General features: G+C 51.9%; 6 protein-coding genes. 5 read left to right on the top strand and 1 reads right to left on the bottom strand.

What is annotated here, in order from left to right; translation table 11 throughout:
- Positions 1-53 precede the first annotated feature (53 nt).
- Positions 54-1,268 (top strand): ISL3 family transposase, encoded by a 1,215-nt coding sequence (locus tag B1757_RS07200; protein WP_101536405.1) that lies wholly within the window; start codon positions 54-56, stop codon positions 1,266-1,268.
- Here B1757_RS07200 and B1757_RS07195 read toward each other — a convergent pair.
- Positions 1,226-2,182, bottom strand: coding sequence for a hypothetical protein (locus B1757_RS07195; protein ID WP_143484235.1), 957 nt, complete (start codon positions 2,180-2,182; stop codon positions 1,226-1,228). The two genes, B1757_RS07200 and B1757_RS07195, sit on opposite strands and share 43 nt — an antisense overlap.
- A 359-nt stretch (positions 2,183-2,541) precedes the next feature.
- Between B1757_RS07195 and B1757_RS07190 the strand changes: the two genes are divergently transcribed.
- From B1757_RS07190 to B1757_RS07175, 4 genes are all read left to right on the top strand, one after another.
- On the top strand, positions 2,542-4,008 hold the full coding sequence (locus B1757_RS07190) for a cytochrome ubiquinol oxidase subunit I (protein ID WP_101537674.1): 1,467 nt from the start codon (positions 2,542-2,544) through the stop codon (positions 4,006-4,008).
- A gap of 69 nt (positions 4,009-4,077) precedes the next feature.
- Positions 4,078-5,166: a cytochrome d ubiquinol oxidase subunit II gene (cydB, locus tag B1757_RS07185; RefSeq protein WP_101537673.1), complete on the top strand. Its 1,089-nt coding sequence runs from the start codon at positions 4,078-4,080 to the stop codon at positions 5,164-5,166.
- A gap of 146 nt (positions 5,167-5,312) precedes the next feature.
- Positions 5,313-5,612: a hypothetical protein gene (locus tag B1757_RS07180; RefSeq protein ID WP_101537672.1), complete on the top strand. Its 300-nt coding sequence runs from the start codon at positions 5,313-5,315 to the stop codon at positions 5,610-5,612.
- Positions 5,613-5,781: 169 nt separating this feature from the next.
- Positions 5,782-7,494: an ArnT family glycosyltransferase gene (locus B1757_RS07175; protein WP_101537676.1), complete on the top strand. Its 1,713-nt coding sequence runs from the start codon at positions 5,782-5,784 to the stop codon at positions 7,492-7,494.

The following is a 7,494-nucleotide window of genomic DNA, read 5'->3' as shown; positions in this document are numbered from 1 at the left end:
GGGTAGGGGGTAGAATGCTGTGGAGCGGTCGTGCCCTGAATTGGAGTTAGCTGATGGTCCCTGAAGAGCTGTTTTCTCTCGCGTTAGGATTGGTTCCGCCGTGGTTGGTGGATCATGTGACTTTCACGGTGGAGGAGAAACGCCTGGATCTGCACATCAACTTTCCCAAGGGTAGTCGCTTTGCTTGCTCCGTCTGTGGTGAGGAGTGTCCGGTACATGATACCCGTGACCATACTTGGCGGCACATGGATTTCTTCCAGCATGAAGCCTATCTCCATGCCCGCGTACCTCGTGTGAAGTGCCAGGAGCATGGAGTGCATCAGATATCTGTTCCCTGGGCACGGGAAGGCTCGCATTTCACCCTGCTCTTCGAAGCGCTGATCATGACCCTGGTGCGGGAGATGCCGGTATTGACCGTAGCCCGCCTAGTCGGCGAGACCGACACGCTCCTGTGGCGGGTGATTGACCACTATGTGCCAGAAGCCCGTACCAGAGTGGATATGGCCCATGTCCATGCCGTCGGCGTCGATGAAACCAGCAGTCGGCGCGGCCACGACTACATCACGCTCTTCGTGGATCTGGATGCCCGGCGACTCTTGTTCGCTACTCCCGGCAAGGATGCCAAGACCTTTGAGAGATTCTCCGCAGATCTACAGGCCCATGGTGGTAGCGCGGAAGCGATCACCGATGTGAGCATGGACCTCTCGCCGGCCTTCCAGAAAGGGGCTGCCGAGCACCTGCCCAATGCGGAGATCACTTTCGATCGTTTTCACCTCATGAAGCTCGTCAACGAGGCCGTGGACGACGTGCGCAAGGGGGAAGTCCTCACTCAGCCAAATCTCAAAAAGACCCGCTGGCTCTGGCTCAAGAACGATTGCAACCTCAAGGTGAAGCAGAAAGAAAAGCTGCAGGCATTACTCAAAGACCAGAACCTCAAGACGGCGCAGGCCTACCAGTTCCGCCTGACCTTTCAGGACATCTTCACGATCAAGAATCGCCATCAGGGGGCTACCCTCTTGAAAGCCTGGTTGGAAAACGCCAGAACCAGCGATCTGCCGCCTATCGTCAAGGTCGCCTACACCATCATGAATCACTGGGATGGCGTGCTCCGATGGTTCGAGAGCCAGATCACCAATGGAATTCTGGAAGGTTTCAACAGCCTCATTCAATCCGCCAAGGCCAAGGCTCGGGGTTACCGCACGCACAAGAACTTTATCAACATGGCCTACCTGATCCTGGGCAAGCTGGATCTCAGGCTACCCACTTGAAATGACGAGGAACCCGCAATCATGGCAGCGGCAAAAAGGCCGATACTGATCATGCCTATTCCAATAATCTGCAGGACGGTGATGGGGTGCAGGGCAGTAGCCCCTGAGTAAGGCCCCAGGTCACGGGCAGTAGCGGCCATAGCCAGCAGAAACACCAGCAGTGCCAAGCGATAGACAGCATCTACAGGAAAGCGGGTCAGCGCCCAGAGCATGGGAATGAACAATACAAACAGTAGGCCAATAATTCCCAAAAAATCGGGATCATGTTGCCAGAACAACCATGTCGTAGCGACCAGGACATAAACCGAAAAAAGCCAGAAATCGCGATCTTCGGTAATCAGACTCTTCCAGGACCAGGGCTTCTGCCAGGACAACAAATTCGAACTCAACAGTAAAACACCAAAACTGACCGCACTGGCATTGCTGAGAAAAAGGACAGGGACATCAGGCCAGGGTTCTGGATAAAACAACCGCTGCCAGAATATTCCCCATATCCCGACAAGAATTCCGTTCAAAAGACAAGGGAAAAGCAGAAACCACAAAAAATCAGCCTTGAAAGTCAGCGACCGCCAGTCAGGCACCCAGCGATACATAAGGCGAAGTGCAATCCACGCACCAAGCAGTTCACCGGTCGCGAAAGCAAAGGCGCTCAAGATGTCATACCCTAACAAGCAGTTGCCCATTAAAGCACCCAGCCACAGCCCCGGCACCAAGGCATAGCCCTTGCGCATCAAGACAAATACAAACAATCCCGAACTCGCCCATACGGACAGGTACCAAGCTTGCCTGGCATCAGGAATCAGCTGGCCGGCAAGCAGGGTCAACAGGATCAGACCGATCAGCGCCACCACCTGATCCAGCAGGTATACATCAGGCCTCGAAGGAGTACCGGAAACCTTTTGCCTTAGAGACATATGCGGCCTTGCTTCAAAGGATAACCTCCGCACGCAAGCGGTTCTGTTACCATTCATAGTGGTAATGAATGGTTACTCTGAACTGTAACAACTCAAGGAGCAAAGTACATTATTTTTGTAGGGATAGCACATCATTTCATGGAATAAAAATTTAATCATATGTTTTTATATTGGGTTATTTAACAAAGGATGGTTTATTTGAACCACCCCGGGATGGTTGTTATGCCCACAAAAACCTTGTCGTATATTACAAGACACTGATGTAGATGGCTTTCATTCCTGGCTATTTAATGGCACGACATTTGCTGCCTTGAAGGGCAGTAGTGACTAATAGCAATTATACTGAAGGGAGTATCATCATGGTTATTGAAAATTCATTACCGGTGCTCTTGAGCCGACTGGATTTTGCCTGGATTACCTCCATGCACATTCTCTGGACGCCCATGACCATCGGCATGTCCTGGCTGCTCTTTTTTATGGAGCTTGCCTGGTTGAAAAGCGGTGATGAACGCTGGTATAAGCTCAACCGCTTCTTTGAAAAAATCTTCATCATCAATTTCGGAGCTGGTGTGGCCACCGGCGTCACCATGGAAATGGCCTTCGGGATCCTTTATGGTCCTTTTTCCCAGGCTGTGGGCCCGTTCTTCGGCAACATTCTTGGCTTTGAAACCATTACCGCCTTCATGTACGAAGCCGGCTTCATCGGTTTGATGGTCTTCGGTTGGGGCAAAATCAGCAAAGGCATGCATCTGTTTGTGACCTTCAACGTCGGCCTGTCTTCCAGCCTCTCGGCCATGTGGATTCTGGTCGCCAACTCCTGGATGCAGACCCCCGACGGCGTTGTTCTCAAAGATGGGCTCTTTCAGGTCACCAACTGGTGGCACGCCATTCTCAATGACAATTTCGTTTGGGGCTTCCCGCATATGTGGGTCGCTTGCGTCGAGCTTGCTCTGTTTGTATTCGCCTCGGTCAGCGCCTGGTTTATCCTGAAAAATCGCCATGCGGATCTTTTCACGAAGATTCTCAAACCCACTCTGCTGGCACTGTTGATTGTCACGCCCTTGCAGATTTTCATCGGTGACAGCGTGGGCCAGGATGTAGCAAAAACCCAACCCACCTCTTTGGCCGCCATGGAAGGGCATTTCCATACTTATTTGCCTGATGGAAAGCCAAATACGAACTGGAATCTGATTGCTATTCCTGATGTGGAGGCCGGCAAGAATTTGTTTTCCATTCAGATACCACACGTACTGAGCTTGCTGGAAACGCATACCTGGAATGGTGTTGTTACTGGAATGGATCAGTTTCCTGTGAAAGATCGTCCTGATGTCTGGGTCCCCTTTTACGCTTTCCGAGCGATGGTAGGCATTGGTTTCCTTCTGTTCTTCGTGGCGATTTGGGGAAATGTGCTGAGAATGCGTGGTCAGCTCACTGCTACAGAACTACGTAAACATCCTTGGTTCCTGCGTGCGGTGATTTTCTCAGGCTTCCTGCCTTACCTAGCCATCTGGACCGGCTGGTGGGTTCGCGAAATCGGTCGTCAGCCCTGGGTCGTTTTCGGAATGATGCGCACTTATGAAGGTGTCAGTAATATGAGCGTCGCCCAGGAAGTCGTCTGGTTTGTAGGCTACATTATCTTTGAGCTGGTGGTCTGGTCAGGCGCCTGGTACTTCTTCAGTCGTGTGATCCAGAAAGGGGTGAATGATATTCCGCACTCTGACACTCTGTTCCACGGTCATGATGAAGACCATGAGGCTTCCCAGGCGGGGGGCGGACATGTTGCGCCGACTTTTGCCCACAAACCCATGATGCATTCTGATCGTTAACAGAACGCCGTCAGAAGGAGGGGGACTCCCCCTCCTTCGCCACTGATAAAAGTCACCGGAGTTATTACTATGGAACTCACTACAGATATTGTGCGCATCGTATCTGCTCTCTCCACCTGGTGGTGGATGATCCTCGGATTGATGTTTTTGTTGTATATTGCCCTGGATGGAGCCGACCTCGGCGCTGGAATTTTCGCATTATTTTCTAAAGATGAAGAGGAACGTGGTGCGATCATGGCATCCATGGCCGGCTTCTGGGATGGCAATGAAACCTGGCTGGTGGTCGCGGGTGGCGTACTTTTTGGCGCTTTTCCTTTGGTTTATGGATCTGCTTTCAACTATTTGATGATTCCTTTGATGTTGGCTCTCTGGGGCATCATTTCTCGCGCTATTGCTTTTGAATTTCACATCCATGCCCGCAGCAGCAAAAAGCTATGGGGTTGGGCTTTCGCTCTGGGCAGCTTGACCGCACCGTTTTTCGCCGGGGTTTCCCTGGGTGCCGCCCTACAGGGTTTTCCCATGAAATCCGGCATCGCCATGCAAGGCATTGCCGATCGCGGGTTTACCACGCCGGTTATGCACTATGCCGGTGGCGCCATGGATTTTCTGACCCCCTTTTCCATCTGGACCGGTGTCGGTGCAGTCATTGCCGCTGGATTGGCTGGTGGTTTATTCCTCTGTGCCCGCTTTTTGCCGGGTGATGTGATTCACGAACGTGCCAAGTCATGGACTAATCTATTTTCTTTTCTGGCCTTAGGCGCCATAGTCGTTACCCTAGTATGGTCTTACGCCATTTTCCCCTGGGCAGCGGCCAAATGGACGGGCCCGAACTGGTGGATATGGGCTATCTGGTTTGTCATCGTGCTGTTCTTCGCGTTCAAATCCATGACCAACCACTCCATGCAGCATGACTTCACTGCGCTGCTTTGGGGGGAAGGTGTGGTGGTTCTTCTCTGGGCCGCCATGTGGGCGACTATGTTTCCCTATATTGTACCGGGCACCTGGACCATTCATTCGGCCTCCAACCCAGCCAACTCCATGGCCGTGTTTACCCTGTTCATGACTGGCTTTGTCCCGGTGATGATCATGTATAACTGGTATCAGATCTGGGTATTCCGGGGTCGCTTCACCAAAAAGAGCGTCTACGGCGCCCACTGATCGTTTTTTCAAGCATCGTACCGGCCACTGCTTACGCATGGCCGGTTTTTTATTGCCCATTTTTATTGCTCTGCGCAACTTTTTTTCGGTTACAAGGGTCCAAAACTCCGTAACCCAGAAAACCTTTACCTGACAAGGGGATTTCCATGAAATCAAGCCCCATGAAAGCCACGGAACTACTCGGGCTGGCCGCCGAACAGCATCTGTCCACGCATTCCGTAAAAAATCCGGATCTGGATGATTTATTGAATGCTCTGGAAGAACGCCACCAGCGCGTCAATAGTCAGTGGCAAGAAATCATGCAACGCCTGCCCACAGAAAAGCCTGACCAGATGATGGATCAACTTTTACAGATGGACCAGGAAATCAGTCGTTATCAGCGTTATTTTGTGCTGCTCAAGGAAACCCTGCGCCATTGCGCGCCGGACCTGCTCAACGCCTCCTGAATCATAACGGCCCAGCGCCGCGCAATCTTTCAGAAAGCCTTCAAGCCAGAAGGCTTTGGCGTTGGTTTGAGGAGCTAGAGCGCGTATAGTCCGTAAATTGTTTCCGCACGGAATTTCGCTCATTGATGGCAACATCCCCGGCTATTCACCCACCTGGCAGCTAATGCTGATGTCCGCCACCAACACTGACATGCCCCGGGGCTTCCTCCTCAAGGCCACTGCAATTTTCTTGCTGACCTTTCTGTTTTTTTCCTGGGACACGGGTAATACCAGCCTCTGGGATATTGATGAACCCATTTATGCGCAAAGCCTGAAGCAACAAATAGCCACCCATAATCTGGTGGTACCCATCTACAATGCGCGTCTGCTCCCTGACAAACCCGCTCTGAATTACTGGCTGATGTGGTCTGGCGTCCGCCTGCTGGGTATGAATGCCTGGGGTCTTCGCATTGGCTCGGCACTGGTTGGCGCCCTCCTGATTTTATATCTGATCATCGCCTTGCGCCGCCTCTATGGAGCACCTATCGCCCTGCTGACCGGCATACTGACGGCCACGGCACTGCACAGTACGGTCATTTTTCGCAGCGCCACACCTGATCCCTTGCTGATGTTGCTGATAACCGTGGCTTTGTTGAGTTATCTGCGCGCTTATTTTTATCCGGAGATACGTACCCGGGAATTATATCTGAGTTATGCGGCCATGGCTCTGGCCACGCTCGACAAGGGACCCATCGGTTTTCTTTTACCGGGATTGATTATTGTCGTGTTTTTACTACTGCGGCAGCAATTATCTTTTTTGTGGAAAGCCGGTCGACTGACGACTGGCATTCCCTTGTTTTTACTGATCGCACTACCCTGGTATCTGGCAGTGGGCATCGAAACCCACTGGCTCTGGGATCGCCTGTTCATTTTTCAACAAAACATCGGGCGTTTTGATGACAGCATGCAAGGCCACCGGGGCCCGTGGTTTTATTATCTCATCAGTACTTTTCTGGGTATGTTACCCTGGTCGATTTTCCTGCCCCAGGTACTGCATGATATTGGGCAGCATCGCCAAAAGCTTTTGCGAGATGACGGGAAAACCCTGTTCCTGCTGCTCTGGGCGATGATCTGGATCACTTTTTTTACCTTGTCAGCCACCAAGCTGCCTAACTATGTTCTGGAAGCTTATCCACCTTTATTTATCCTGTTGGCTGTCTGGTTCAATAAAATCCGTGTCCGGGAAAGCATCCCCCATCCCTGGGGTGTATTTTTTTCCCTGAGCACTCTTTTTTTGCTGGGTCTCGCTCTCAGTGTTTTTGCGACATGGATTTTACCCTTGCGTGAGCCACACCTGCCCCCCATGATCGCTATCGGGTTTCCATACATGCTTGCGGCCGGCATTGCCGGAGTCTTGATGCTGCGGCGATACTGGTCTGCAGCCTGGATAGCGCTAGGAACCGGTAGTGTGGTGCTGAGCGGGTTTCTGGTATTTAGTATTCTCCCAGCCATCAACCCCCTCAAGCCCTCTCAGGCGATGGGCCGTGAAATTGCCGCCATACAAGGAAACAATCCCTATCAGCTGGCCTCCTGGGACTGGTTTCAGCCAAGCTTTCTGTTTTATGGCGGGCGCGGCGACATGCCCATTCATCATCTGACTGCTTTGGCGCAATTATCCGCACTGCTGGGTCCTGAGCCACTTTACCTGGTGTGTCCGGCGCACGACGTGCCCGCCGTCCTCGCAAGCACACCGCAAGCTTATCAAGCGACCCGGCTCATGACGGCATATGAAATATACAGCCACCAAAAAATCAGTTTGCTGCAAATCAGCAAGCCTTCTCCTTCGGTGGGCATAAATCATGAAAGCGGGATACAAGATACTGCTTCCGGAAAAATGGAATAA

The sequence above is a fragment of the Acidithiobacillus marinus genome, assembly GCF_002847505.1.
Taxonomy (GTDB): domain Bacteria; phylum Pseudomonadota; class Gammaproteobacteria; order Acidithiobacillales; family Acidithiobacillaceae; genus Acidithiobacillus; species Acidithiobacillus marinus.
Note: the sequence above shows the minus strand (reverse complement) of the source record. Positions and strands in the feature narration are given on the sequence as shown.

Bases quoted from the DNA above. Each gene is read 5' to 3' on its own strand.
- cydB (WP_101537673.1), top strand. From the start codon at position 4,078: ATGGAACTCACTACAGATATTGTGCGCATCGTATCTGCTCTCTCCACC.
- B1757_RS07180 (WP_101537672.1), top strand. From the start codon at position 5,313: ATGAAATCAAGCCCCATGAAAGCCACGGAACTACTCGGGCTGGCCGCC.
- B1757_RS07200 (WP_101536405.1), top strand. From the start codon at position 54: ATGGTCCCTGAAGAGCTGTTTTCTCTCGCGTTAGGATTGGTTCCGCCG.
- B1757_RS07195 (WP_143484235.1), bottom strand. From the start codon at position 2,182: ATGTCTCTAAGGCAAAAGGTTTCCGGTACTCCTTCGAGGCCTGATGTA.
- B1757_RS07175 (WP_101537676.1), top strand. From the start codon at position 5,782: ATGTCCGCCACCAACACTGACATGCCCCGGGGCTTCCTCCTCAAGGCC.
- B1757_RS07190 (WP_101537674.1), top strand. From the start codon at position 2,542: ATGGTTATTGAAAATTCATTACCGGTGCTCTTGAGCCGACTGGATTTT.